General features: G+C 47.2%; 22 protein-coding genes and 1 pseudogene. 14 read left to right on the forward strand and 9 right to left on the reverse strand.

Annotated elements, in window-relative coordinates; all coding sequences use genetic code 11:
- The 3 genes from sleB to M3G15_RS05030 form a co-directional block, all read right to left on the reverse strand.
- Positions 1-642: spore cortex-lytic enzyme (sleB, locus tag M3G15_RS05020; RefSeq protein WP_260070259.1), on the reverse strand; the 642-nt coding region annotated here is incomplete at its 3' end.
- A gap of 142 nt (positions 643-784) precedes the next feature.
- Entirely contained in the window at positions 785-997 is a 213-nt protein-coding gene (locus tag M3G15_RS05025) for a hypothetical protein (RefSeq protein WP_260070260.1), read from the reverse strand.
- Between the two features lie 31 nt (positions 998-1,028).
- A complete protein-coding gene (locus M3G15_RS05030; protein WP_260070261.1) occupies positions 1,029-1,922 on the reverse strand; it encodes a serine/threonine protein kinase in 894 nt (297 codons plus the stop codon).
- Positions 1,923-2,071: 149 nt separating this feature from the next.
- Between M3G15_RS05030 and M3G15_RS05035 the strand changes: the two genes are divergently transcribed.
- The 8 genes from M3G15_RS05035 to M3G15_RS05070 all read left to right on the forward strand — a co-directional run bounded on the left by M3G15_RS05035 (position 2,072) and on the right by M3G15_RS05070 (position 13,225).
- Positions 2,072-4,471 carry a polyprenyl synthetase family protein gene (locus M3G15_RS05035; RefSeq protein ID WP_260070262.1) on the forward strand — a complete coding sequence of 800 codons (2,400 nt, stop codon included), beginning with the start codon at positions 2,072-2,074 and terminating at the stop codon, positions 4,469-4,471.
- 314 nt (positions 4,472-4,785) lie between these two features.
- Positions 4,786-6,264 carry an Lsa family ABC-F type ribosomal protection protein gene (locus M3G15_RS05040; RefSeq protein WP_260070263.1) on the forward strand — a complete coding sequence of 493 codons (1,479 nt, stop codon included), beginning with the start codon at positions 4,786-4,788 and terminating at the stop codon, positions 6,262-6,264.
- 129 nt (positions 6,265-6,393) lie between these two features.
- Entirely contained in the window at positions 6,394-7,485 is a 1,092-nt protein-coding gene (locus M3G15_RS05045; protein WP_260070264.1) for a FecCD family ABC transporter permease, read from the forward strand.
- A gap of 3 nt (positions 7,486-7,488) precedes the next feature.
- A complete protein-coding gene (locus M3G15_RS05050) occupies positions 7,489-8,250 on the forward strand; it encodes an ABC transporter ATP-binding protein (RefSeq protein ID WP_260070265.1) in 762 nt (253 codons plus the stop codon).
- 16 nt (positions 8,251-8,266) lie between these two features.
- On the forward strand, positions 8,267-9,352 hold the full coding sequence (locus M3G15_RS05055) for an ABC transporter substrate-binding protein (protein ID WP_260070266.1): 1,086 nt from the start codon (positions 8,267-8,269) through the stop codon (positions 9,350-9,352).
- Positions 9,353-9,819: 467 nt separating this feature from the next.
- Positions 9,820-10,320, forward strand: a complete 501-nt coding sequence (locus M3G15_RS05060) for a hypothetical protein (RefSeq protein WP_260070267.1) — start codon at positions 9,820-9,822, stop codon at positions 10,318-10,320.
- A gap of 126 nt (positions 10,321-10,446) precedes the next feature.
- Positions 10,447-12,141, forward strand: coding sequence for a M3 family oligoendopeptidase (locus M3G15_RS05065; RefSeq protein ID WP_260070268.1), 1,695 nt, complete (start codon positions 10,447-10,449; stop codon positions 12,139-12,141).
- 103 nt (positions 12,142-12,244) lie between these two features.
- Positions 12,245-13,225: an aldo/keto reductase gene (locus tag M3G15_RS05070; protein WP_260070269.1), complete on the forward strand. Its 981-nt coding sequence runs from the start codon at positions 12,245-12,247 to the stop codon at positions 13,223-13,225.
- Positions 13,226-13,262: 37 nt separating this feature from the next.
- On the opposite strand, the pseudogene M3G15_RS05075 reads toward M3G15_RS05070, so the two are convergent.
- Positions 13,263-13,448, reverse strand: a pseudogene (locus tag M3G15_RS05075) (EcsC family protein); the annotation flags it as partial.
- A gap of 204 nt (positions 13,449-13,652) precedes the next feature.
- On the opposite strand from M3G15_RS05075, the gene M3G15_RS05080 reads away from it, so the two are divergent.
- The 5 genes from M3G15_RS05080 to M3G15_RS05100 all read left to right on the forward strand — a co-directional run bounded on the left by M3G15_RS05080 (position 13,653) and on the right by M3G15_RS05100 (position 18,760).
- Entirely contained in the window at positions 13,653-13,964 is a 312-nt protein-coding gene (locus M3G15_RS05080; RefSeq protein WP_009223317.1) for a hypothetical protein, read from the forward strand.
- Between the two features lie 162 nt (positions 13,965-14,126).
- Positions 14,127-17,126 carry a histidine kinase gene (locus tag M3G15_RS05085; protein ID WP_260070270.1) on the forward strand — a complete coding sequence of 1,000 codons (3,000 nt, stop codon included), beginning with the start codon at positions 14,127-14,129 and terminating at the stop codon, positions 17,124-17,126.
- Between the two features lie 62 nt (positions 17,127-17,188).
- A complete protein-coding gene (locus M3G15_RS05090) occupies positions 17,189-17,383 on the forward strand; it encodes an NAD(P)-binding domain-containing protein (RefSeq protein ID WP_260070325.1) in 195 nt (64 codons plus the stop codon).
- 310 nt (positions 17,384-17,693) lie between these two features.
- On the forward strand, positions 17,694-18,158 hold the full coding sequence (locus M3G15_RS05095) for an NUDIX hydrolase (RefSeq protein ID WP_009223322.1): 465 nt from the start codon (positions 17,694-17,696) through the stop codon (positions 18,156-18,158).
- A 74-nt stretch (positions 18,159-18,232) separates the two neighbouring features.
- Positions 18,233-18,760, forward strand: coding sequence for a GrpB family protein (locus M3G15_RS05100; protein WP_260070271.1), 528 nt, complete (start codon positions 18,233-18,235; stop codon positions 18,758-18,760).
- Positions 18,761-18,970: 210 nt separating this feature from the next.
- Here M3G15_RS05100 and xerS read toward each other — a convergent pair whose 3' ends face one another.
- From xerS to M3G15_RS05120, 4 genes are all read right to left on the reverse strand, one after another.
- The gene (xerS, locus tag M3G15_RS05105) at positions 18,971-20,041 is read right to left on the reverse strand and encodes a tyrosine recombinase XerS (RefSeq protein WP_009223324.1); all 1,071 of its coding nucleotides are present in this window, start codon (positions 20,039-20,041) and stop codon (positions 18,971-18,973) included.
- Between the two features lie 262 nt (positions 20,042-20,303).
- Positions 20,304-20,912 carry a hypothetical protein gene (locus M3G15_RS05110; protein WP_260070272.1) on the reverse strand — a complete coding sequence of 203 codons (609 nt, stop codon included), beginning with the start codon at positions 20,910-20,912 and terminating at the stop codon, positions 20,304-20,306.
- A 1-nt stretch (position 20,913) separates the two neighbouring features.
- Complete coding sequence (locus M3G15_RS05115; protein ID WP_260070273.1) at positions 20,914-21,447, reverse strand: hypothetical protein; 534 nt, start codon at positions 21,445-21,447, stop codon at positions 20,914-20,916.
- Between the two features lie 110 nt (positions 21,448-21,557).
- Positions 21,558-22,013, reverse strand: a complete 456-nt coding sequence (locus M3G15_RS05120; RefSeq protein WP_260070274.1) for a class I SAM-dependent methyltransferase — start codon at positions 22,011-22,013, stop codon at positions 21,558-21,560.
- A gap of 184 nt (positions 22,014-22,197) precedes the next feature.
- Between M3G15_RS05120 and M3G15_RS05125 the strand changes: the two genes are divergently transcribed.
- Positions 22,198-22,329, forward strand: a complete 132-nt coding sequence (locus tag M3G15_RS05125; protein WP_232282204.1) for a DUF6254 family protein — start codon at positions 22,198-22,200, stop codon at positions 22,327-22,329.
- 73 nt (positions 22,330-22,402) lie between these two features.
- On the opposite strand, the gene M3G15_RS05130 is transcribed toward M3G15_RS05125, so the two are convergent.
- On the reverse strand, positions 22,403-24,565 hold the full coding sequence (locus tag M3G15_RS05130) for a 5'-nucleotidase C-terminal domain-containing protein (RefSeq protein ID WP_260070275.1): 2,163 nt from the start codon (positions 24,563-24,565) through the stop codon (positions 22,403-22,405).
- Between the last annotated feature and the right edge of the window lie 172 nt (positions 24,566-24,737).

A 24,737-nucleotide genomic window follows, 5' to 3' on the forward strand; every position in this document is an offset into this window, starting at 1 on the left:
GAAGATGTGGTTGCCGATTTGAAGCTTCTGCGGACGCGACCAAATCCATTTGCTTGTCGCTGTTTTTGGATTGAAATAATAAAGCGAACCGTAGGACGGATCCCAACCTCTGACCGCATCCAGTGCAGCTAGATAAGCCGTGCGGTCCGGTGTAAGCCAAATTTGTCCGTCATCGACCGCCGTAAAGGCGCCCGGTTGAAACACGACACCGTTGATTGTATCAGGGAATAAAGACGATTGAATCCGATTCATGACGACGGCACCCACCGCCACTTGTCCGGTATACGGCTCACCTCGAGCTTCACTATAAATCACTCGGGCCAACAGATCCATTTCGCTTTGATTTAGCGAATATTTTCTCAGCGCCGCCCAAGTCTGGGGGCCAGCCACACCGTCAACCTGAAGCCCGTAACGCGACTGGAACGTACGCACGGCTTGTTGCGTTTTTGTCCCGTAATATCCGGTAAGTTGTTCATTGAAGATGCCCAGCGCCTTCAGTCGGTATTGAAGATCCCAGACATCCCCGCTCGTGGAGCCCAGCTTCAGCGTCCCGGAGGCTGCCTGCGTTGGCGCTGCTCCGCCCAACAGGCCTACCGAGAGCACGATCACAAAGAGTAAAAGGAATCCTCGGAATTTGTTCATTTTGGGTGACCTCCTTTCCCTACAACATTGTAGGGAAGACTGTAGAGCGGGACAACCTACAACTTTTGGCATTCAGCGGGAAGTCAGGGAAGGGGTGAGAAAAAAATCCCCCTCAAAGGTTGAGGGGGAGACAGGTTTCCGGCTAACTGGAGCTATGTCTTCTCGATTTGTAATAACCGGATCCCATGTAGCCGTGGCGGTGCTTGTAGTCGGAGGAGGAGCGTCCCATCATCGGCCGAGTGTACCCGTGGCTGCTGCTGTAGCGCTTACCGTAATGTCTAGCCGAGCTGCCGTAATGCCTTCGATGGCTATGCGTAGCGGAATGAAGTAATTTATTCAGAAATCTTCTCAGCATGTCATGTCCCTACCTTTCTGATATGAAATCCTTACATTCTATTGTATTCGTTGTTGGACATAAAAGAAAACGGACGTTCCGCCGCCTGGGACAAAAAGACGCGCATGGCCTTAGCAGCTTCTAAAGCGTCCGCAAAGGGCTGGCGCAGTTGGAGCAGCCGCTCAATGATTTCGATCAGGGAGTGGGAGAGGGGCAGCTCTTCCTGCCAGCTTAGATCCTTAGCGTTTGTGGCGGAGCGAGAGGATTCAAAGGCAGAGTAGAGCAAGAACAGCATAAAATGGCCGACATCCACCAGATCCGATTGCGGCTCCGCCGGGCTCTGTAAACGAGTCACATATGGACTTGACCCGATGGACCCACGAAATGACTTAACTTCCAGCAGTGACAACGGTGGTTCACCCATCGCGCGGGCCAACCCAAAATCGATTAGGCTGAGTTGTCCCTCCTGCAGCAGGATGTTAGGCATTCGCAAATCAAGATGAACGAATCCCTGCTGATGGATGTACCCGATCAGCTCCAGCAGCTGCAGGGTGATTTGGGCACTATCTGCTTCGCCAAAGCGTTGTCCTTGCTCAAAAATCAAATCCTCCAGCGTTGATCCTTCCACCAAGGACATCACCAAAAAGGAATGACGTTTATTCGTAATCCATTCTTTAAAAACGGGGAGCCGCGGGTGATTTAAGGATTGCAGGATCCGTGCTTCTTGCTCCAACAGCTGCCCGGACAATGCGCCTTTGCTGGGCCTGGCTTGCTTCAAGACAACCGGCCGATGCTCCAGCTGATCGAGGGCGAGATAGGTGATTCCGTAGCTGCCTTCGCCGATCACGTCCTGGATCAGATAACGCTGTCCGATCAGCGTGTTCGGATCTGCTCGGTAATCCCGCCATGCTGCGACAAACTCCCGAATATAAGCTGGAAATCGCATGCCCGCGTCCCCTCCTTCCATAAAATCATTCCTAGACCTAAGTCTAGGTTGGATACAGACTATTGCACGTTTTTGACGTTCTGTCGTTTATACTATTATAAAAGATAATGGTCTTGGAAGAAGACAAAAATAAGCCGAGGGATGCAACGATGACGATAATGAAGGCGAACACGGAACAAGCGGATAGGTGGTATCAACGGGCCGAAAGCAAAGCCGCACGTTACTTGGACTTGTTGCAGGAACAGCTCCGCTCGAAGAGCTACGTGTCCAGACTGCTCGATGATTTCATATGGTGGAAAAAAAAGCACCTTCCACGTCAGAAATTGCTCCCGATCTGGCGACGCGGCGCCAAACCGCCCGATTCATCGGAGGGTTCCCGGTTTCTCGCATGGCTGGCCCGTGCAGGGAAGCTGGACGATTATTTGGAGCGGAGCGTTTCCTATATGTATCTGCGGGATCTCGGTCAGGATTTGTCCGATCCCCGAACCCGTGCCAAGATCCAACGCATGGCAGGCGGTTTGAAGAAGTCTCTCGTCTCACCGGATGAAGCAACGGTCGGAACGGGAATCATGGAAGAGATGATCAGCTTAGCTTCCGTCTATCGCTGGGCTCAGCGAGAGGGCGTGGAGGAAGCGGTGATTTGGGGGATGGAGCGGTTAAAGGGCGTTAGGTCCCATCTCCCGCCAGAAATGAATGCCGAGGAAGCCGAGCGCAAGCTCATCAAAATCATCTTGGGCGTCGTGATGCACGTCATGGACGAAATGGAGGGCCACAAAGGCTCTGCGGAGCGTTCCCGCTGGCTCGGAGAGGCAATCAAACTGGGATATTATTACGGGCTGACCTACCCGTTTATTGATGACCTGCTGGATTCCGGAGCCTTAAATGCCGAAGAGCAGGAACAATATTCCCGTATGATTCGCTTGACGATCCGAACGGGTATTGTACCCGAGCTTGGGGAGTGGAGCGGCCGCCATCAAGAGCTGGTTCGATATATCCATACTGAGCTTCGGGAAGCGTATGAATTTATCCGCGGTTATCAGAATCCGGGTACGCAGGACGTATTTTTCGAGCAATCGTATATCTTTTTTGAATCCCAGGACGCCGATCGCTGCAAAACATTACATGATGCGCATTATACCAATGAAGAGTTATACCTGCCCATTATTTTAAAATCCGCCTCGTCGCGGCTGATCGTTCGTTCCGTGATTTCTGCTCCCCAGGATGAGGGGTTTGACCAGCGTGTATTCTATTACGGCCTCTACAATCAGCTGGCTGACGACTTTGCGGACATGGCCGCAGACCTTGATGCAGGAGTGGTCACGCCTTATACGTATTATTTGACCTACCGGCATGAACGACCGGATTTGATCAATCCGTTTGAATTGTATTGGGCGGTCATTTCGCATTTGATCCACCATGTCTACCGTTCGGAGCCCCAAACCCGTGAAATCATTTTAGCGCGTGCCATCAATGGACTCAAACGATATCAAAGACGGGTTGGAGTAGAGCGGTTTCATGAAGTCTTGGCGATTTTTTCGATCGGTCATCCGGAGCTGGAGGATCTGATTCAGCTTCTGGTTCGTCGTGCGGCGGATGTAGATTTCTACGACAAATGGCTGCGGGACCAGTTGCTAATGGCGTTGCGAGCGAATCGGCAAGAGCAAGAAGCATTTGTTGAGCTTGTCCAAACCGCTCGAAAGCATGTAGATGCGATATTGCCAATTACAAGCACAGCATCGTCTTTGATTACGGAAGATCCCCTCCTGGTGGATACGGCCAATTACAGTCTGGAAGGCAGCGGGAAGCGGCTCCGCCCGATCTTAGCATGGGTGATGGGCGTGCAGGTATACGGACTGGATCCGGCTGCGTTATCCCCTTTGTTCCGGGCGCTCGAATACATGCATACCGCCTCTCTGATCTTTGATGACTTACCGTCTCAAGACAATTCTCCATCCCGCCGTGGCAAGCCAACGCTGCATGAAGTGCATAACAGCGCCATTGCCGAGCTTACGGGAATTTTCCTGATCCAGAAGGCGGTGGAAGAGCAGGCATCTTTGAAAGGCTTCGACAACGAGTCCGTGCTGGCGCTGCTGCAATACTTATCCCGGAAGGCCGGGGAGATCTGCATGGGGCAAGCGATGGACTTAAACGCCAAAGGCAAGGTGTTAACCGTAGAGGAGCTCGACCGGATTTGCTTCTACAAGACGGGAATTGCGTTTGAAGCCTGTTTGGTAGCACCGGCGATTTTGGCTCGGGCTAACGAGACGGAAATCGCCGTTCTGAAGAATTTTGCTTATCACACTGGCATCGCTTTTCAAATCAAAGACGATCTGCTGGATGGGGAAGGGGATCCGCGTTTACTCGGCAAACCAACGGGGAAGGACATTGAAAACGGCAGTTCCACCTATGTGACTGTACTGGGGACGGCTGAGGCAAACAAAGCGATGTGGGAGCATTATTGCCTGGCGATGGAAGCGCTCATGGAGCTCCCGAAACCTCCGGTTTTTCTTAAACACTTACTGCACTACATCATTAACCGGGAAACTTGAGCATGTCATCCTAAGATCGATTTGAATTGCTGTGGTGTGCCTTGCACTCATGTCAGCAGTATGTTAGAATACGACTATCTTAAATGAGGGAGCTGAAACGGATGGATATTTCTTGCTAAGAAGATGGAACCGTAATGCGAGCTTGAATCGCATGGTTTATTTCTTATGCAAGAAAGATACTTCATCCTTTCACTCCAATCGTATATATTCTAAATCCATCCCCGCCGGCAGGGTTGGATTTGTTGTATATTTTTGGGCTGCAGGAAAGGTATCTTTCTTGCAGCCCATTTTTTTATGCAGGAGGGATGTTGTTCATGTCATTAATTCATGTGAACCATCTAACGTTTGCCTATGAAGGCAGTTACGATAACATTTTCGAGGATGTGAGCTTTCGCATCGATACCGATTGGAGGCTGGGCTTTACCGGCCGGAACGGACGGGGGAAGACGACCTTCCTGAATTTGCTGCTCGGCAAATACGAATACAGCGGACAAATTTCCGCGGATGTCAGCTTCGATTACTTCCCGTTTGAGGTCAAGCATCCGGAGAAGAATACGCTGGATGTTGTAGAGGAAATTGTTCCGGTCTATGAGTTGTGGGAGCTCATGCGTGAGCTTTCTTTACTGCAGGTGTCCGATGATGTGCTGTACCGTCCTTTCGAGTCTTTGTCGAACGGGGAGCAGACCAAGGTAATGCTTGCCGCCTTATTTCTGAAAGAGAATCACTTCCTGCTGATCGATGAACCAACGAACCATTTGGACATGGAAGCCAGAGAGCTCGTGGGTGATTATTTAAACCGCAAGAACGGGTTTATCCTGGTTTCTCATGATCGCGCCTTTTTGGATCGCTGCGTGGATCACATCCTGTCCATCAACAAGACAAACATTGAGATTCAGAAGGGCAATTTCTCCGATTGGTGGGAAAATAAAAGGCGCCAGGACAACTATGAGTTAGCCGAAAACGAAAGGCTGCAGAAAGACATTAAACGCCTGTCGGAAGCGGCGAAGCGGACGAGCAACTGGTCGCATAAGGTGGAAAGTACGAAAAACGGCACACGAAATTCCGGCTCCAAAGTGGATAAGGGCTACATCGGTCATAAATCGGCCAAGATGATGCAGCGCTCCAAATCGATCGAGCAACGACAACAGAACGCGATTGAGGAAAAGTCGAAGCTGCTCAAGAACATTGAAACCTCAGAAAGCTTAAAAATCGCCCAGCTGCCTTACCATAAAACGCAGCTTGCCGAATTTGACCGCGTTTCGATCCACTACGGCGAGAAGCAGGTGTGCCGCGATATCAGCTTTACGATCGAACTAGGCGACCGGATCGTGCTGATGGGCCGTAACGGCTCGGGAAAGTCAAGCATTCTGAAGCTGCTTTGCGGGGAGGATATCCGCTATACCGGCACGGTACGTCAAGGGAGCCAATTGAAAATCTCTTATGTGTCTCAGCAAACCTCTTGGCTGCATGGGAATTTAACCGATTTTGCCAGAGAGCATGACATTGATGAAAGTTTGTTTAAAGCGATTTTGCGGAAATTGGATTTCTCCAGATTGCAGTTTGAGAAGGATATCGCGGATTACAGCGGGGGCCAGAAGAAAAAGGTGCTTATCGCGAAAAGCCTCTGCGAAAAAGCGCATTTGCTGGTATGGGACGAACCGCTGAATTTCATTGACGTGATCTCGCGTATGCAGATCGAAGATTTGCTGCTAACCTATGAGCCTACGATATTGTTTGTTGAGCATGATCGCGAGTTTTGCGAGCGGATTGCGACCAAACAGGTACAACTATAACATACTTTCAACCGCGTTCATCGCGGTTTTTTTATTTAAAAAATTTTCAAATTTCGGATTGTAATTTTATGAACAATGTCTTATTATCATATCTATGATAATGATTCTCATTATCATGATCATCGTTTTATGGGAGGTGAAATTCTGAATACTACAGCCGCGAATCAAAAAATGGGGAGTCTCTATTACCTCTTAATCCTCCTATTAATCGTACTGATTGGGGTATCCGCGGTTTATTCCGTATCCATTGGTCAAGTCCATATTCCATTTAAACAAGCAATAACCATTATGCTGAACTTCTTGTCACACGGTCGATGGGGGTCGCTGGAGCATATCGATAACCAATCCTACCTGAACATTATTCTGCAAGTTAGGATGCCTCGTGTCATCTTTGCTCTTCTTATCGGCATGGGACTCGCATTGTGCGGAGCCGTCATGCAGGCCGTGGTGCAAAACCCGCTCGCGGATCCATACATACTTGGCATCTCGTCCGGCGCTTCGCTTGGAGCCACCTTCGCCATACTGATCGGGTTCGGAAGCGGTGCGCTATTGTCCCAGTTCGGCGTAGCTTTTGGTGCCTTTGTTGGCGCGATGATCGCGTCGATCGCCGTGCTGATTCTATCCAGCATTGGAGGCAAAGCAACATCGGTGAAGCTCGTGTTATCCGGGGTTGTCCTCGGCGCTTTGTGCAGCTCCTTCTCCAGCTTGATCATCTATTTCGCCAACGATGCAGAGGGAATTAAATCCGTGACCTTCTGGGCGATGGGCAGTTTGGCTTCCTCCAGTTGGGACAAAACACCGATCCTGGCGGTGATTGTGATTCTAGGGTGCGGGCTGTTTCTATTTCAACATCGCGTGCTGAACACGATGCTGTTAGGCGATGAATCCGCGATTACCCTGGGGATTAACTTAAGCATTTTTCGCAAATTGTACATGGTCTTGACCGCGCTAATTACCGGTACGATGGTGGCTTACGCTGGGATGATCGGATTCGTAGGTCTGATCATCCCGCATATCACCCGAGGTCTATTTGGCGCAGACCACAAGCGATTGATGCCTGGAACCCTGCTTCTAGGCGGACTGTTCCTGATCTGGTCGGACATTTTGTCCAGAACGCTCATCCATAACGTCGAATTACCCATCGGGATCATTACTTCGGTGATTGGGTCGCCCTTATTTATCTATATGATCGTGAAAAAAGGCTACAATTTCGGAGGTTAAAGCATGGAATTGACCGCGAAACACTTGGAGATCAAGATCGGAAAAAGAGAAATCGTCAAAAATGTTTCGATCCACGTCAAAAACAAGCAGTTTGTTGGACTGATCGGCCCCAATGGATGCGGAAAATCGACGTTGCTAAAAAGCATCTACAAGAGCTTGGTCCCGCAGAACGGCACCGTTTTTCTGAATGATATGGATGTATTAAAGACTTCAGAAAAAAAGGTGTCGCAACAATTAGGCGTGGTCGGTCAATTTAATGAGATGCATTTTGATCTAACGGTGCAACAAATGGTGATGTTGGGCCGGACACCCCACAAAAAATTGCTGGAGTCCGATAAGCAAGAGGATTATGAAATCGTAGAGGAAGCCTTAAGAAGAACGAATCTGCTCGAATACAAAAACCGCAGTTATTTGTCTTTGTCCGGGGGCGAGAAGCAGAGGGTTATTTTAGCGAGAACCATTGCCCAACAGCCCAAGTTCATGATTTTGGATGAACCTACGAATCACTTGGATATTCGTTATCAGCTAGAGATCTTAACCTGTGTGAAGTCGCTGCAGATCGGTGTGTTGGCAGCGCTTCACGACTTGGAAATGGCCGCCCATTATTGCGATTACCTATATGCGATCAAGGACGGCGAGGTTTATGCACACGGAAGACCGGAAGAAGTTCTGACACCGGAAGTTATCGAGTCACTTTATCACATCAGATGCCAGACATATATCAATCCGATTACGAACGGATTAAGCTTCGCATATGGAATTTAGAAGGGGAGAACGAAGGATGAAGAAGAAAATATGGCTTGCCTTAAGTTTAACATTCCTGCTGACATTAACGGCTTGCGGAGGGGCAAACACGAGCACAAGCACAAGCAGCGGCACGGCGTCAGCGCAAAATCAAACTGAAAATCAAACTCAAAACCAAGCTCAAAATCAAGAAGCAGCTACCAGCCAGTATCCCGTAACGATCGTTAACTACGCGAAAGCGGAAGGCGGTACGGTGTGGGATGAGAAAGAGCAAGTCTTCGACAAAGCGCCTGAACGGATCATGGCAAATACAAGACCAGCCGCTGAATTGCTGTTGCATTTAGGGTTAGGCGATAAAATTGTTGGGGTCGGAGCAAACTTCGGTGCACCGGATCCATCGGTGGAAGAGGAATACAACAAACTGAACATTTTGAGCGATGGATACGTTGGGAAGGAAGTTACCCTTGGAACGGATCCGGATCTGGTCTTTGGGCGCGGCGGTTTATTTGAGAACGCCGATTGGGGTGTCGGCACCGTTGACGTATTAAATGATATGGGCATTAAAACTTATGTTTTAGAGTCTTCGATTACCGGAGGAACCTATGAATCAGTCTACAAGGATATCGAGAATTTAGGGAACATCTTTAATGTGCAAGATAAGGCAAATGAATTTATTCAAGAATTAAAAGCAAGACAAGAAGTCATTAGCTCCAAACTGGCGGGCATTACCGAAGAAAAAACCTTCGCTTTATTATTTATGAGCGATCCAAATGAAGTCAGCGTCTATGCCGCCCATGCTGAAACCTTCTTTAACGATGCGTTCCATATGGTGAAGCTTAAGAATGTCTTCGAAAATAATACCAGCGACGAGGTAAGTGTGGAATCGCTGATCGGGGCCGACCCGGACGTCCTGATCGTCCCGGATTGGAGAACCTATGACGGATCGGATCCCAACACGCTCAAAGAAGCGCTTTATAACAATCCGAAATTATCCAGCATGAAGGCGATCAAGAACAAACAGATCTACGCGGTCGACTACAACTATATGTTTGGCTATGGCTACAACACGATTGATGGGATGGAGCAGTTGGCGAAAGAAATGTATCCGGATTTGTTTAAATAAACGGTGGGATATAAAAAACAAGGCAAACCGCAAAAGCGGATTGCCTTGTTTTTTTGTTAATTATTGTAGCTTTCTACGCCTCGACGTTATCTAACTGCGCAGCTTTGGCAGCTTGTTTGACATGCATTGTTTTCATAACGAATCGAGCGATCGGTTGGGCGAGCAACATTTCGATCCAGAAAGCGATGCAGAAGTTTTTAGGCCAATGATAAAAGAACTCATGGATTGGATCTACACTGATATGACGCTGTACAACCCAAGATTCAATGACCCCTATATGATGACGACAAAGAAAGCTATTGGGTGCTTCCCGGCTATATGAAAGGAATCGAGGAGGGCGGTGGAATCCCTCGAAGGGAGAATAGGGGAGCGTCATCAGTCTCAAACCGCTTTTTTCAGGCTAAGGATGCAAGCTGGGCAGATGAGGCATATACATATAGTTAAGTTCATCGGAAAGGGGTGGCTCCATGAGATTTACGGTGCAATATATCCCTCTTAACAAGCTTAGACCCGGCATCTCTGTTCAACTTACCCAGCGAATCAAGTCGCTTCGAAAGGCCGCGCACGATTGCATGCATCTGATGGTTGTCCGCAAAAGCCGGAAGCACGGAGGATACATCATCGTTAGCGGAAATCACCATTACGAATTTTTGAGAAAGCATACGAAAAATACAGTGGCTCCATGCTTGGTGGACCAAGGTAAAACCTCCGAGCGCGTAGAATCGTTGATCCATTATTTTCGCAAACCCAATTTGCCCTATGAAGTCCCGCGTGTTCAACGGGATCGGACATCCGCGAGCAGCTGGTCCATCATCCGTAAATTTTTGCGACAAGAGCCTCGGTTCAGGCAATTATCCCGTACACAGCAGCTGAAGGTACTTCGGCTTGCAATCCAATACCGGAAAACGACCATCCAATCGATGAAAGCCAAGGTCGACGGTTACCTTCGAACCAAGAAAACTGGATAAACCTACCGTGGTGTGCACAGCTAACAAATCGTGTCGTGATTGCGATCCCGAAAGAGGATTTAGTATAATGTTCGTATTCTTTCTAATTCCAAATTTATCTAATCTTTGAAAAGGCAGGTGTATGCCATGAAATTTAGCGAATACCGATATGAACGGCCCGATGTCCAAGCTTTCCAACAGAGATTTAAGGAGCTTCTTCAGGCATTTACAAGTGCGGATTCTTATGAAGAGCAAGACCGGATTATGCGGGAAATCAATCAACTTAGAAGCGGCTTCGATACAATGCAGGAGATCGCCAGCGTCCGGCATACGATCAATACAAACGACGAGTTTTATAAAGCGGAACAGGACTTCTATGATGAAGTGGGCCCGGTTGTGCAGGAATCGATTACAGACTACTACCGGGCTTTAGTTCATTCGAAATTCCGCGGCCAGCTGGAGAAAAAATGGGGACATCAGCTGTTCCGGCTTGCCGAGCTGTCGTTAAAGACGTTTAGCCCGGACGTCATCGAGGATCTGCAGCGGGAAAACAAACTGACCACGGAATACGCCAAGCTGATCGCCTCCGCAAAAATTCCGTTTGAAGGCGAGGACCGCAACTTGTCCCAGCTCATACCGTTCCAGCAATCGACGGATCGGGGGGTTCGCAAGCGTGCGGCCGAAGCGGCGTACGGTTTTTTGGCCGAGCATGAAGATGAGCTTGACCGGATCTATGACGAGTTGGTCCAAGTGCGGACCAAGATCGCCAAGAAGCTTGGATTCCGCAACTTCGTGGAGCTCGGTTATGCCCGCCTGTCGCGGACGGATTACGATGCCGAGAAGGTAGCGAACTTCCGAAGCCAGGTGCTCAATCATATTGTGCCTGTGACCACGAAGCTGAAGGAGCGGCAAAAGCAGCGGATCGGCGTGGACCAGCTGCTGTACTATGATGAGAGCTTTGCTTTCAAATCCGGAAACGCGGTGCCGAAAGGCGATCCCGACTGGGTTGTGAAGAACGGGGCGAAGATGTATCGCGAGCTGTCTCGGGAAACGAATGAATTCTTCACCTTCATGACGGAAAATGGATTGATGGATCTCGTGTCCAAACAAGGTAAACAGGCTGGCGGGTACTGTACCTTTATCAGCGATTACAAGGCGCCGTTTATTTTCTCAAATTTCAACGGGACGTCCGGCGATATCGATGTGCTGACACATGAAGCAGGGCATGCATTTCAAATGTATGAAAGCCGGGGCTACGAGGTGCCGGAGTATCAATTCCCGACGCTGGAAGCCTGTGAAATTCATTCGATGAGCATGGAATTTTTCACCTGGCCTTGGATGGATTTGTTCTTTGAAGAACAGGCCGATAAATACCGCTTTGATCACTTAGCTAGTGCAGTCATCTTCATTCCTTACGGCGTGGCGGTGGATGAATTCCAGCATTACGTCTATGAGCATCCGGAGGCGACGCCGGCGGAACGCAAGCAAGCTTGGCGGGAGATTGAACGCAAGTATGTGCCTTACCGGAACTATGCGGATAACGCCTATTTGGAACGGGGCGGGTACTGGCACAAACAGGGGCATATCTTCAATTCGCCGTTTTATTATATCGATTATACCTTGGCACAGATTTGCGCGTTTCAGTTCTGGAAGAAGATGCATGAAGACCGCGAAGCGGCGTGGGCCGACTACTTGCGCTTATGCCAGCAAGGCGGCAGCCAATCCTTCACGGAGCTGGTCCAAACGTCCGGCTTGATTTCACCGTTTGAAGACGGCTGCGTCACTTCGGTGATCGGAAGCATCGAAGCGTGGCTGGACGGGGTGGACGACACCGTACTCTAAAGCGCAACCGAATTAGACGTTTGCAAGAGATTTGAATCGCAGACGTCTTTTTCTTTGATAGATAATAAAGAGGATCAGACTTCATCGCATGGAGGAATGAACGATGGATTATGTGAAGCTAGGGAATACCGGATTGGACGTCTCGCGAATTTGCCTCGGCTGCATGAGCTTTGGCGAAGTGGTACCAGGATGGCATTCCTGGGTGCTGAATGAGGATAAGGCCCGCCCAATCATTCAAAGAGCGCTTGAGCTGGGCATCAACTTCTTTGATACAGCCAACGTCTATGCAGCCGGGACCAGCGAAGCGATCACGGGACGAATTCTTAAAGAGATCGCGAACCGGGACGAAATCGTGCTTGCAACCAAGGTGTGGGGACGCATGCATCCCGGTCCCAACGGAGCCGGATTATCGCGGAAAGCGATATTGAGCGAAATTGACAAGAGCCTGAAGCGGCTGGGGACCGATTACGTGGACCTTTATATCATCCATCGTTGGGATTACAACACGCCTATCGAGGAAACGATGGAGGCGCTGCACGACGTGGTGAAAGCGGGGAAAGCCCGGTATATCGGTGCTTCTGCAATGTACGCCTGGCAATTCCAGAAGGCCCAGTATGTCGCTGAGAAGAACGGATGGACCCGGTTTGTTTCCATGCAAAACCACTACAACTTGATTTATCGGGAAGAGGAGAGGGAGATGCTGCCGCTCTGCAAAGACCAAAACATCGCCGTAACGCCTTATAGCCCGCTCGCTTCCGGCCGCTTGATTCGCGATGCATCGGTCACCACCCATCGCTCGGAAACCGATACGATTCAAAAATCCAAGTACGATCCCACCGCAGCGGCGGATCGTTTTATTATCGAGCGTGTGGCAGAAGTGGCGGAGAAACGCGGTGTTCCTCGCGTACATATCGCGCTGGCTTGGCTGTTGCAGAAGGAACAGGTCGCAGCACCCATCGTGGGCGCTACAAAACTATCGCATCTGGAAGATGCAGTTGGGGCGTTATCGGTCAAACTCAGCGTGGAGGAAATGGCCTATCTGGAAGAACCATACGTACCGCATCCAGTGGTAGGGGCGGAGTGAGGGTTAACTCGTCTGATCATTTAGTTTACGCAAGCGATACGCGTTCAGAAAACACCTTCGTGTCATACCCGTAGACATGGGCCAATTCGAACAGAAACTTCATTTTAATCGCAATGAATGCCGGAAAATCCACCGCATTCAACACAAGACCGCCAGCTCCGGTTCCTGCGCCTTCGGCAACCGCGATTTTTTGATAAAGGCGAAGCAGTTTGTTCGCTTCTTGAATGTTTGTCAGATTTGCTCATCTGTTTTGGCTGCCGGGCTTATCCTTTCTCCTTTTGCAGGAGGCATCTTGCCGGTGACATCAAAATAGAGATAAAAAAAGTGTGAACAAATCTTAAGAAATGAAAGAAAGAGATAATTTATTTTTTCCCTCTGTCGATATAATTCATATAATAAATATTTTGTGGAGAGGGAATTAAGTAAAATGGCAGAGCACAAGGGACAGGACAATGAAATCACGTCAAAGGATAAATATTCCACAACCCTAGAAATCACCTCATTATCTGGGGAGCGAACCTTCCGACAGATCTCCTTCTTTAAAGAAGTCGGACAAGCTCCAAATATGGGAGACTTTATCCAACTCATTAAAACAGAGCTTGGGGAAGAAGTCGAAATCGAAACTTTACAACCCTATTGGGTGTTTAAAACCGTTCTCGGGCATCCCACGAATATCAAGAATATTCGAGTCGTAAGAACGATGAAGGATAACACTTTTCAAAAGGTGACTTTGCTTTGAGATAATGTGATGATTTATAACCCGTGCGTGCACGGGTTATTTTGTTTTTATAGCCCAAAAACAAGAGCCCTTAAAAATGAGGAGTCAAACATAAGAAATCGAAAGTATCGGTATAATTCAGGCACTTTTATAATGAAATTGGAAGCCGAAGGTGAGAAGTTCATGAACTCTATTTTGCAACCGATTACAGCACGCCTGCGCAACCTGCGCCTGGTCCACAAATTGTTTATCGGCTATATCCTGCTGATCTGTATTCCGTTTGCCGTATTTGGATTGATCTTTTATAGACAAATGTACAATAATCAGCTGGATCACTTGAAAAGCGGCAAATCACAGATGTTAGAGCAGGCATACCGAAATTTGGAGGTTGATCTGACGAAAATCGAAGCGATGTATGCTCTTTTTCAAAACAACACCAGCCTGACGGAGTATTTGGGAGGATTCAGCGCAACCGATTGGGCGGAGGCGTACAGGTACAAGCGGGAGATCAGTCCCACCTTTTCCTTTGCCTACATTTCCAATCAGCTTATCGACGAAATCACCATGTATAAAGCGAATCCAGATCTTCCGATTCTATCCCCTGAAGTTCAGGATATCGCCAGATTTACGGATTCACCGCAGGCTGCAGACGTCCAGCGGCTTGCTCCTAACAAGGGGCTTTGGGCATACGAGAAGTCGGATTCGCCAAACGTGCTGCCCGCGATCCGTTATTTTCACAAGATGTACAATTACAGCTACACTCGTTCCATCGGCATCTTGCAAATCTCGTTAAACGACGGACTTTTTAAACAGTTCTTCGATGCCCAGCAGAGCCCGGAAGACGCATCGAAGATCGTTGTGGATGACAGCGGGAATCTGCTGTATGAAGAGCCGGATAACAAGCTGAATGAGCGGGAGAAAAGGGAGATTCTCAAGAAGCTGCCGCAAGCCGGCATGGCTACCTTATTCACAAAGAATCATCGGTACTTGATAGGTGCAGCGAAAATTGAACGTTTTAACCTGACGGTGGTGAAGGTTTACGATGTGCGGGACGCTTTGGATTTTTGGAAGACGACCGGATTTTCGCTTGGTATAGGGATCCTCCTGCTTACCGTGTTATCCTTGGTCTATTTTACGATTGCATCGTCCATTACTTTGCGAATTGTCCGGTTCTCCCGCCACTTGAGAAGAGTGGAGGATCCTAAGAAAGCCTTATACCCCGGGGAAGGGGGGGCGGATGAAATCGGATTCTTAATTTCTTCCTACAACTTGATGATCGGCCGGGTGGATGAATTGACACAGATGGTAGCGCAAACCGAATTGCTCAAGAAGGAAGCGGAGATCAAAATGCTGCAAGCCCAAATCAATCCCCATTTCCTGTACAACACGCTGGAAACGATGTGTATGCTGGCTACGCTGAACGATGATCATGAGGTTGCGGACATCGGTCAAAAGCTGGGAAAGCTTCTCAGGTACAGCTTGTCCAAAACGAAGGACGTCAGCACCTTAGGAGAGGAACTGGAAAACGTTCGACATTATCTGGATATCCATAAAGTGAGGATGGGGGATAAGCTCCAAATTGATTTTAGGATTGATGAGGAAGCGCTTCAGCTTCCTTGCCCAAGGTTCATTCTCCAGCCGTTAGTTGAAAACAGCCTTCTCCACGGGTTCAAAAACCTCAGAGGGCCCGCAAACCTGCGGTTGGAAATGATCGAGCAGGCAGCCGGTGTGATGTTAAACATATCTGACAACGGAACCGACCTGACGTTCATTGAAATCTCAATGGAAGATGAAGATGCAAATCCCGTGAGAAATGCGAACAATCGAGTAACCGTTGAAGTCGCGGGAGCCGGGCGGTTAATTGGATTGGATAACGGAGACAGCACGGACTATGATCCTTACAAGGGCACGAGTCGGAGATTGTTCAGCGGAAAAGCGATGGCCATCGTAGCAGCAAACACAACACCAGGCACGATTGTCGTGAAAGTCAGCTCGAAAGGGATGGAGAGTCAGAGCATTACTCTTAAATCTCGGTCGGTAGATCAGGGACTCACAGGTGTTTCTGCCCAATTTGGAAACCGTGAGATGCCGATTGTGATGGGAACCTCGGACGAAATTCCGGTGCGAAAAATTGAGATTATTTCTTTAGCTGGACAACAGCTGACTGCCGAGCATCCTGAAATCCAACTGGAAGCCAAGCTTTACCCAGCGAATACCTCCTACACGGAAGTGGAATGGAGCGTGGTTAATGATGCGGGCATACCATCTAACCTTGCTCAAATCGAGGCGGATGGGCATCGGGCTAGACTCCGTGCTTTGGGGGACGGGCGCTTCCGCGTGCGTTGTACGAGCCGCAACGGTACGGACAAAATTAAGCTGATCTCCGAGTTGGAATTTCAAGCAACAGGGCTGGGCGAGGCGCAGAAAGATCCGTATAGCTTTATCTCGGCGGGACTGTACGATTACAGCTTCGGGGAGATCGGAAACGGCAATGAAAGAGGCGTGGCTACCAGCAGAGATGGGGAATCTCGGATCGGCTTCCGGAATCTTGATTTTGGGCTTCAGGGGTCGGATGAAATCACGCTGCCGATTTTTGCGTTGACCAGCGAGCCTTACCTGATTCAAATCTGGGAGGGGATGCCTGGGGAAGAGGGCAGCGAACAGATTGCAGAAGTCATTTACCAGAAGGAAACGCGGTGGAACGTGTATCAGGAAGCAACATTTCGTTTGAATAAGCGCCTTCGCGGCATTACTTCAATTTGCTTTGTGCTGAAGCAGAAGATTCATCTCAAAGGGTTCTCATTCACACGCCAAAATCGGGCTTTGCTACGGAATGCGGCTGCGGATTGTGATCATATCTATGGGGACAGCTTCCGAATCGAAGGGAACAACGTAGAAGGGATCGGAAATAATGTATCACTGGAAATGAAGCAGCTGGATTTCGAGGGAGAGGGCGCATCAAAGCTGTTGATCTGCGGTCATTCACTCATCGATAAAAATACGATCCATGTGCAGTTCACAGCAAATGGCAAAGAAAACCGGCAGTTGATCGAATTTACACAAACCGACGGGTACGAGGTCAAGGAATTCCCATTAAATCGCGTGACGGGCGTTCAGGATGTAACGTTTATCTTTTTGCCGGGCAGCAATTTTGATTTCAGTTGGTTTCAGTTTGTGAAGTAAAAATGGTTATTGGGGGATATAGGCGACGAGAAATTCGAATGAAAGAAAAGGAGCAAAGTGAGATGAAAGTCAGTAAGGATTGGAATACAACGAAAGCGAACCAACCGCCAGTGAGTGTCATCGGCTTAGGTATGATGGGTTCAGCTCTTGCCCAAACGTTCCTGAAGGAAGGTCATCCGACGACCATATGGAATCGTACAAGGCGATATATTGGCCGGTCGAGTGATCGTAAATCTCACCAACACAGAACTCATTGATATCGTAAGCAACATAAGTATCATGGCACTTCAAAATTTCAAGAATCTCCTTCGTCGACAACCCAAGCTCTATATAAATTTGGATGGTTTTGATTCGCTTAATATCAGCCTCGTCGAATTCCCGATAATCATTTAATCATTATCTAAACGCTTTCCTTTCCATTGAAGTAATCCAAATTCTATTATATAGTATCATTACTAATCAATGGATCTAGGACTTCATTTTCTTGGGCTTAGGCTTGTAATATGATCTCATTTTTACAACCGATCTCTTTGATGAGAGCGGAGGGGAGGGGAGAGGGGATTTAAAATGACCGAGTACGTTAAGAAAATGAGAAAATTAATTGGACATGAACCGTTACTATTATGCGGTGCAAGTATTATTTTATTTAATCAGTTAAATCAAGTTCTAATGCTAAGAAGAAGTGATAATGGTTGCTGGTGTTTTCCAGGCGGAGCTGTTGACCTAGGTGAAAATACTGAATATTCGGTTCGAAGAGAACTGTTTGAGGAGACCGGTTTAAGTGTAGAAGAATTGAGTATTTTTGGTGTTTTCTCAGGAAAAGAGTTGCACTATATTTACCCTAATGGAGATGAAGTATATATCGTCGATATTGTTTACTCTAGCAATAAATTTTATGGAGAAATAAACATTGATAACGAAAGCAGAGAATACCGATTTTTTGATATTGAAGATATACCTGCCGAAATTAGTCCTCCCGTAATGCCAGTTGTAAATGAGCTAAAGAGAAGAAACCGGTCAAATAATGTGTAATCATTCCATAAAATAGGCATCCGTAAGTTTCTCACTTATCGCGTGTAATTCCTATTTTTACAGAGGTGATATTCATGACAAACAAAGTCACACTCAGTAACTATAGTGACCTTTGGGCACAGGAATTTGAGAAAGATCGTAATCGCATTCTGGCTTTGCTCGGTGATAAGGTGAAGCGAATTGAACATGTAGGTAGCACTTCAATTCCTGGCATGGCGGCTAAGCCGATTATAGATATTGCGGTGGCGGTAGATCATCTTTCCATTATCGATGATTGTGCGATCGCACTACTTAACCAAATCGGCTTTGAATACGTACCAAAAGAGGATTTCCCCAATCGTATGTTCTTTCGAAGGGGCGAATGGGGGAACGGCACACATCATCTACATGTGTACGAATATGAAAGTGAGGAATGGAAGAACATTATTTTCTTCCGGGACTATCTAATCAAGTATCCCGACGTTGCCGTTAAATACTTGAACTTAAAACGTGAAATGGCGGAGATCTGTCCTGACCGGCAATCATATACGTTGTGCAAGGCACCGTTTATTCAAAAAATACTTGCTCAAGCGAATGAAGAATTCAACAATACGCAGCAGTAACTAAAAGGAGAGAGAGACTTCTAAATCTCTAATCTTGCAGAGAGTTTTGATTCCTCGCCAAGTTATTGAAGCGGATTTAACCTAACAAGGAAAGGGCTTTTATTTAACTTATATACATATGTACAAAATACGGGTTTTGTGAAAAAGTCATACAGAAAAGACCGCAGGAACTGTTTTGACTGTTTCCAACGGTCTTGTTTCCTTATGGTCCTACTTGTCCATATTATTTACGGCTTTACGCATCTCTTCATCCGTTAAGTGCGTGTAAATCATCGTGGTTTGAATCGATGCATGGCCTAATTGATTTTTCAGTCGCGGCACGTCGTTATTCTCCTGGTGATAACGCGTTGCGAAGGAATGGCGTAATGCATGGACGGTCAAGGCGGGTTTGCCAAAAGCCGTTGCGTACTTCTCAATCAGTTTCTCAATCGATCTTGGCGTTAATCGCCGGTTTTTGCCTTTACGTCCGATCGGCGCACCCATAAATAAATATGTTTCTGATTTTTCCGGCTTATACCGCGCTTCGCGAATTTTGATATAATTTTCCAGATCTAACTTCGCTTGTTCGCTAAAATATACATATTGCTCTTTGTTGCCTTTGCGAATGACCCGAACCAAGCCTTTGTTCATATCGAGATCTTCCAGGTTGATGCCGGCAACTTCGGATAATCGCAATCCGGATCCTAGTATTAAGGAAACGATGGCCGTATCCCGTTCGCGGTTAAACTCGTGGAATTGAAATAATCGTTTATTCTCGCGGTTTTGCTCACCAAAATCATAAGCAACAAACTGCCGGAACAGTTCAAAATCATCGGCTCGTAAAATTTTGCCTTCAATCCGATTCGCGATCGTTTCCTGACTTTCTTTCAGCGCATTAAATTCAATCTTGGCCATAACATTTCGCTCAAGATAAGGCTTAAGATCAGCGGTTTCGGCTTTATTCTGTAAATAATCAAACAGCGATTTAAGTGCTGACAGCTTCCGGTTGATTGTTAATTTGGAGTTGCCTAATTGATATTCCAGGAACGTCAGAAAGCTTTCGATTTCTCGAACCGTTAATTTTTCAAGCACGGACAGTTCAACATCTTTACGGCTGGGAGCTGCGAATCGTTCAGCCACGAGCCAATCAAAGAAAATGATGTAATCATGACAATAATTCAGTAACGTGGTATGCGACAGTTTGCGTTTGCGCGTATCGATGAACTCGGTCACGTACCAAGGCAAATCCGTTAATTTCTCATCAATTCGGCTCATATAATGAGCTTTCGTGGTTTTATCCATGTTGAACGCGCACCTCCCGTTTTTAGAATAATCCATATCTATTTATTCGTCAAATTATTATTTTACGTAATAATAAATTTTCTGCAGCGAACTTTTGCGCGTATCATTACAGCCCCCTCAAGTATATTTAATGAGCCTTCTTTCGCTTCTGACGAGGCTTCGGATTCTTTACAGTTTGCTTTTGCTGTTATTCCAAAGTGAATATTTGAGCATTTTAATAGCCCTATCAATCAGTTAAGATTGACAGGGCTTTTTTCTGATTCTACTTTAGTAAATTAACTATATCACTGACAATTTCTTCCTTTTCATATAAGAACCTATCAATAGTTGAGAAAAAAAGTTTGTTTGAACTCTTAGGAATAATATGAATTGGTTGTTTGAATAGTAACATTATATAAAGGGAATTACCTTTAGCAATTGGAATATTCTTCTCGTAAAGCCCTCTATAAATCTGCTCTGTAACTTCTGGCATATATTGGTCTGTAAATTTCTCCATGTAGGCTTTAATACCGTAATCAGGCCACCACCACAACGTAAATGCGTTCCATACCCTTTCAGCTGTGTGGAAGACGGAATCATTTCTAAACAGACTTGCATAGTCATCTCTGAAATGAAGTGTGTCTAGAGGATTGTCCATGAATTGTTGCTGTTCGTACTCCTTCACAATCGTATTCCAACAAGCCTTTAAAGCAACAATAAAACTTTCTGGTTCAAGCAACTCTTGTTGATCTAAAATTAAGTATCTGCCTGGAAAAATCTCTTTTCTCCCAAAGTGGCACTCATAAATGTTTTCGATATATAATAGAAAATTCATATCCATAGGGGATATGTTACTTATTTGCAATTGCTGATAATTTCGAGAAATAGACATGTTAAAAACTAATCCCTATAGTACATGGTGGCACGATCCAACTAAAGAGCCCCGAAGCATCTCTTGCCGTCCCACTTATACTAACACTATAAGTGCCACTTGGTAAACCCAACTCCACGTAATCGCCACACGCCTCACCAAATACGCCGCTGCAAGATATCGGTATAGAATCGTAAAATACAGGAACACCGTTTTGATATCTTAATATTGTCAAAGACCCTGTAAAAACATGAGCCGTGGAAAAACGAGGATTTATCTCCCATCTGACTGCCCCACCCGTACCAAAGACTGAATCTAAACGAGCATATCCTCCATCTCCAGAACAAGTTGTAAGTGGCTTGAACTGTCCATCAACATTATCCACAGTATCATCAACACACACATAATTACCTTCGACAGTAATACTACTAGGAAGTGATGCAAAGTCTTCTGGAACTTCAACCTGCGCTGTATTTTCATTGGGATTATACGCAAAAGTTTGAAATGGAACTAAAAACAAAAAAACAAGAAGCAACCCAGCGACTTTTTTCATCATTCTATTTCCTCCACTTTTAATTTTTATATTTTACTCTTTTTATACCATATATTGCTATATTAGTCAAATAATATAGACAAACCATTCTGGTTTAGTGTCGGTGGAACTGCCTATCCAGCAGGAAAAGCGGCGGAATGGAATATGACCGATACGCTGCGGTTGGTTTTGGCGGAGAAAATATCAGAGTGGCCGGCCTGCATGTGGCGTTTATGGACACGGACATGACCGCCAATGTGAAAGGACCCAAAGCGAGCCCTGCTGAAAATGCGAAGCTTGCCGGCGTTCCCATGAATATAGTCCTTCAAAGTAACTCCTCGTTCCTCGGCTTTCGTCCGAGCCACCTCGAGATGTCGCTTGGACAAATCCAGCAACGTGACCTCATGCCCCTGCTCAGCCAAATAAATCGAATATCTGCCAGGCCCTCCCCCGATATCCAATACGCGTAATCGCTCGCCGGTAATGTATTCGTCGAAATAACGCCTTGTTATGTCATACTCGATTCGATGTCGAACTAACCGTTCCCATTCGTCATATTCCGTATCGTACCATCGCTCGATTTCTTCCATTTCCGATGCCCCCAAACCTGAGAATATTGAAAAGATTATAATCCCTATTCCCCGCAAACACCACAGCAAATATCGCAAGAATCGCCTCTCCGCAGGGGTGAATATTTCGTCTGGACGCGTCCCAAACTATCGCGGAGAAACGTTCATGTTCTTCACCGCACGAATGAAAGGGGGATGTTGATTTATGACCAAATCCAAACGATCAAAAATTAATGCCATGAAAAGTCGAAAGCAAGCGCAAAATCCACATGGTCCTATCAAATCATTGGAAGAATTGGCGGAAGAATACGATCAAAATCCACCACGCAAATCATAAACGGTTATACGGTTAAAAAATACCACCGCCTAACCAGTAACTGGGCTAGACGGTGGTAAACATTTGTGCAAGATTATTTCAGCGCGGATTGAATCAGCAATACCAGGTTGCTGCGCGTCACCTTGGCCTCGGCGGCAAGTCCAGCCAGATTGGCTTTTTTGCCGGAGAGAACAGCAATCGCTTCGGCAGCTTGTTTTGCGGTAAGCGTGCTTTTTGGTTGGAACGTTTCTTTACCAAGCACTTCGAGCGCCCCTGCTTTCTTGAGGGAACTTACCGCAGGCAGAGCCCAGCTTGGCACTTCCGAGATGTCGGTATATCCCGTGTCTTCAGAAGATTCCGATACCTGGAAGGCACGGCTGATCATGACCGCAAATTCAGCACGAGTTACCTCGGCTTGCGGTCGGAAGGTTCCATCCCCATATCCTTCAACAATGCCGGCAGCTGCAGCTTCATTGATAAGCGAAGCATTGGGATCTCCGGAAATATCCGTAAATGCAGGCGCTTCAGGGTTTGTGCTTGGGCCTGCTGGCGTACCTCCAGCTTCAGCTGGCAATGGAGCACCTTTCAGATCGGTAATCCGTCCTTGAGTGGTGGCTTTAACCGTACCCACTTTGTCGAGATACTCATGGAACACTTCATAATCCACGAGGTTCAGCTCATAGAACCGACCGTCGTCCTTCGCTTGCTTCATCGAAGCGTAAAAATCCCCGCCGCTCGCCATAAACGAGTTCGTCGCCACAATGTAGTATGCTTTCGGATCGATATCGGAGTAGGTTCCACCTTCGTTTTGGATTTGGACTTTCACGATGCGTTGTCCGGATTGCGTCTTCTCACCGGTCACATCGTCGATCACTTCACCCGGCTTCGTCGAATCGTAGTAGAAGCGCAGGCCCGAAACTTGCGGGAACCGCCCTTCCCCATTTTCGACACCGCTCACACCGTTCTCCAGTGCAGCCACAATTTCAGCGCCTGTCATCTTCAGTGCCGTTAAATTGTTCCCGAACGGCATTGTGGTGAGCAGATCACCCAGGGTAATATCCCCAGCTTTAATCGAAGCACGAATCCCGCCCCCGTTTTGGATGGTTACATACCCTTTAACATCAGGCACTTTTACGATGCTCATGACCTTCGAGCGCATGCCATCAGCGATCAAGTCACCAAGATTCGTCTCTTGCTTACGTACGCTGCCGCGTTCGCCGTCCAAATCCGTTTCGGTCTTCCCGATCACCGTTTTCTTCAGATCTTCTAGCGGAGCAGCATATTCCTTCAGCTTGGCTTCCGCTGCGGCATCGCTCTTAATCAAAAAGTTGCCGGCATCATCTTTGGCATCCAGGGCAATTAACTCGCCTTTCCAGGTGGTTAGTTTTCCGTCGTGATCAAAGGTGACATCCAGTTGGCCTAAATTTTGGTTATATTCGCCTGTCTGCACGATCAACGTTGGTTCTTCATCGGCATGATGGACTTCCGGGGCATTCAGAACGGTATGGGAGTGCCCCCCAACTATAATATCGATCCCATCGACGGCTTCAGCCAGTTGTTGGTCAACGGTATATCCTAAATGGGACAACACAATGATCTTGTTGATCCCTTCGGCTTCCAAAGCGTCGACTTGCTTCTGCGCGCTTTCGACTTCGTCAGCGAATTTGATGTCAGGACCCGGCGAGGATAACACGGAGGTTTCCGGCGTAGTTAAGCCAATGATCCCCACTTTCTCCCCGGCAATTTCCTTAATCACAGCCGGGTAAATTTGACCAGGCTCTCCCTTGCCTAGCTCGGAATGGCTTAACCCCTTCAGGTCTGCATCCGCACTAAAGTCCAGATTAGCGCTGACAAACGGGAACTTCGCCTGCTTAATGAACTCGGCTAAGGTACCTGGTCCTTTGTCAAACTCGTGATTCCCAAACGTCATGGCATCATACTTCAGCTCGTTCATAAAGAACAGATCGGCCAATCCGTTGAATTGATTGAAATATAACGTTCCCGAAAATACATCCCCCGCATCCAGCAACAACGTGTGATCATTTCTTGCTGTGTGAATGGCCGTCACCCTGCGAGCGATGTTATCCAGGTGCGCGTGCGTGTCATTGGTATGTAGGACGCGCAGCTCGAAGTCCTTGGCCCCTGTGCTTCCGGATTCGGCCGCATTTACGGGCAGCCCGACTGCTCCAGAAGCAAGCCCGACAACGAGGGTACTGATCGCCAGAAACTTGCCGAAAGCTTTGTTTCTCCAAACCATTAATCCGATTCCTCCTCTACCATTTTTTGATATACTACTCTATTAAATATAAGTAGAAGAGTTTTTAAAGTAAATCATTTAAACCAAATTAGCGATTATAATTTACAATTTTATGCGTTTCACGTCATGAAGAGAATAAAACCAGGGGGAACCGGGTATTTTATGATCGGCA

The organism is Paenibacillus sp. p3-SID1389 (assembly GCF_025151705.1).
In the GTDB taxonomy this organism is placed as follows: Bacteria; Bacillota; Bacilli; order Paenibacillales; family Paenibacillaceae; genus Fontibacillus; species Fontibacillus phoenicis.